The sequence below is a fragment of the Mycolicibacterium xanthum genome (assembly GCF_019710635.1).
In the GTDB taxonomy this organism is placed as follows: Bacteria; Actinomycetota; Actinomycetes; order Mycobacteriales; family Mycobacteriaceae; genus Mycobacterium; species Mycobacterium xanthum.
The window spans coordinates 1-2,303 of the sequence record NZ_JAIFZS010000026.1; the positions used below are offsets into that span (position 1 = coordinate 1).

Here is a 2,303-nt window from a genome sequence, read left to right on the forward strand (position 1 = left end):
GCTGTGGCCAGCCGCCAATGAGGTGTTCGAGGGACGCATCCTTCTCACTCTCACCCCTGACAACGGCGTCACGACGTACGACCTGCTTTCCGTGGTGGCGGCCGCTGTCGCGGCTGTCCAAGCGACCAGGTTGATCATGTCCCGGACACGGTGACGGCAGATGCCCACCTGGTGTCTCACCCGGCCTGGTCGCCGCCGTCCTCGTCGATACGCATCACACGGGTGCGGGGCGTCGGGGGGAACCACGGGCCGATTCGGCTACCGCCGTGATCTATATATGACGCCGACGCCGCCGAGGGCGACCAGGACTCCCACGCCCAGCAGCACACCCTGCTTCCAGCCAAAGCCCTCGTATCCGCCAACCCCCAGCGGATCGGCCAGAACGGCCACCAGCACAGCCAGGACCCCGACCGCGATGGCGGCGTAACCCACGCTCTTCGTGTTCACCTCAGCCTCGAGGTTTCATCGTTGGCTGTCGCGATCAACTCCACGAGGTGGATCGTAAACGGCCCGGGCACATGTCGGCGCACAAGACACGCGACGGTCATCTCAGCCGCCAGGTGTCGAGAGCGGTCCAGTCGTCGTCGTCGGTGAGCCAACACCCGCGCCACAGCAGCTCTCAGGTTCACACCGCGTTCGTGGTTGGTCAACCGGGGCCAAGAAGTCGTTCACAGACTGAGGTCGCCCGGCCACGCCGAGGGAGTGCTGCGGGGTTTACTCGCTGAGGGTCTTGAGGTGGAACCGGTACTCGCCGGCCTTAGTCTTTGATGATTTCGAATTTGGCCGCCATGCTGCTCCATCCGTAAGTCGGTGTGCCTGATAACCGTTCACGCTAGCAACGGGTATTGCTGCTGGGCGGCGGAAGTGAACGGCCCGCCAACCACGCGGTGAGCCAGGGCGGGCCCTTGGGGTGGCGGCTACCGAGTCGGGCCCCAGATACTGCCGAGACGCGAGCCGTCGTTGGACTGCGACGTCGAGGTGTCCGAACCGGTCTTGCTGGAGGGGATGGGACCGCCGCGGTCGGCATTGGTGGATCGCGACGTCGAGGTGTCCGAGCCAGCGGTACTGGGCTGTGCGGTCGCCATTGCTGCGCCGGCCATGCCCAGGCCGGTCAGAGCGGCGGCGATGGCGAGGACTTTCCAGGGGGCGGGTCGTGTCGTCATGTTGTGCTCCATTTCATTCATCTGGCCCGCGCACTTCGCGGATAAGTCCAGATTCCGGGAGCGACCTGATAGCACGATGGGCTGAAAGTGAGTGCCCTCTCATCTGCCGGGCATTCTGTCCTGTCCGCGTGCGCGTCGGGCGGGACCGCTACAACGCCAACACCGGGGCCGTCTCCCCGTGCCCTGTCCGCGTGCGCGTGGGCGGGACACTTCCCGACCTGCACAACGAAGCCGGCCCGCCACCCTGGGGGGAACGGGTGACGGGCCGACGATTGTGGCTTGTCCTACGTCGCGGGGTCGATTCCGGCCAGTTCTTGGGCGCGGTGTTTCGCTCGGGCCACCTCATCGTCGGACAGGGTGGCGGCGATCCGCTCGGCCAGCGCGACAGCTTCCGCGGCCTGCGCTTCGGTGGGGGCGGTGATGGCGGTGGTGCTATCGGTCATCGCGCTACTTGGTAGCGGTCCAACTCTCGTACTCCACGCAGATGCAGTGATGGTCGCCGTAGGACATGTCGTGGCACGCGCCCTGGCCCAGCGCGGCTTGTTCGCGAGCCTTCGCGGGGTGCGCCTCGGGGTCGAAGTGAACATTCAGGTCGTGATGCTCTTTCGGGTGACCGCAACGCTTGCAGTACTCCGTAATCACCTCAGCCATTTGCCATTCCCTTCCCACGACGGATGTAGTTTTCCGGCCCGATTTCCTCCAAAGTGCAATTCTCGCGCTCGGCGCCTGCCTGGGGGCGAGTATTGCGCTACCGGCTGTAAGTCATGCGCTACTCGTTTGCGGAAAGCAGTGACGGGCCGACGTTTGGTTGCGGTAGTCAGGCGTCGAGCCGGTCGAGCTTGTCGGCGGCCTCGATCAGTTTCAATCCCAGTATCGCGCACCACGTTCTACCTGCGGTTTCTCTACTTCAGAGACCCTCTGGGACCTGTACGGGACCTGACCGGGCGGGCCCAGCAGCGGGTTTGCCAGGCCTCTAGGTGGCTGGTGTCGAACGGGTCTCGTGGGGTAGGTGGTAACCGCTCTTGCGGTTGAGCTTGCTGTGACGGCTGGTGTGGGCCTGGGACGGTTCAATGGGTTGATGGGCCTGCTCGCCGGACCGAATTATCAGGATCGTTGCAGAATGCACTGTGCAGCAGGTGT

General features: G+C 64.7%; 4 protein-coding genes. All 4 read right to left on the reverse strand.

The annotated features are described in order from the left end of the window. Window positions 1-258 precede the first annotated feature (258 nt). Complete coding sequence (locus JDV09_RS12115; RefSeq protein ID WP_221369382.1) at window positions 259-447, reverse strand: hypothetical protein; 189 nt, start codon at window positions 445-447, stop codon at window positions 259-261. A gap of 470 nt (window positions 448-917) precedes the next feature. Next, window positions 918-1,163 carry a hypothetical protein gene (locus JDV09_RS12120; protein ID WP_221369383.1) on the reverse strand — a complete coding sequence of 82 codons (246 nt, stop codon included), beginning with the start codon at window positions 1,161-1,163 and terminating at the stop codon, window positions 918-920. Window positions 1,164-1,447: 284 nt separating this feature from the next. Beyond that, on the reverse strand, window positions 1,448-1,606 hold the full coding sequence (locus JDV09_RS12125) for a hypothetical protein (RefSeq protein ID WP_221369384.1): 159 nt from the start codon (window positions 1,604-1,606) through the stop codon (window positions 1,448-1,450). Between the two features lie 4 nt (window positions 1,607-1,610). Further along, window positions 1,611-1,814 (reverse strand): hypothetical protein, encoded by a 204-nt coding sequence (locus tag JDV09_RS12130; protein WP_221369385.1) that lies wholly within the window; start codon window positions 1,812-1,814, stop codon window positions 1,611-1,613. Window positions 1,815-2,303: the final 489 nt, after the last annotated feature.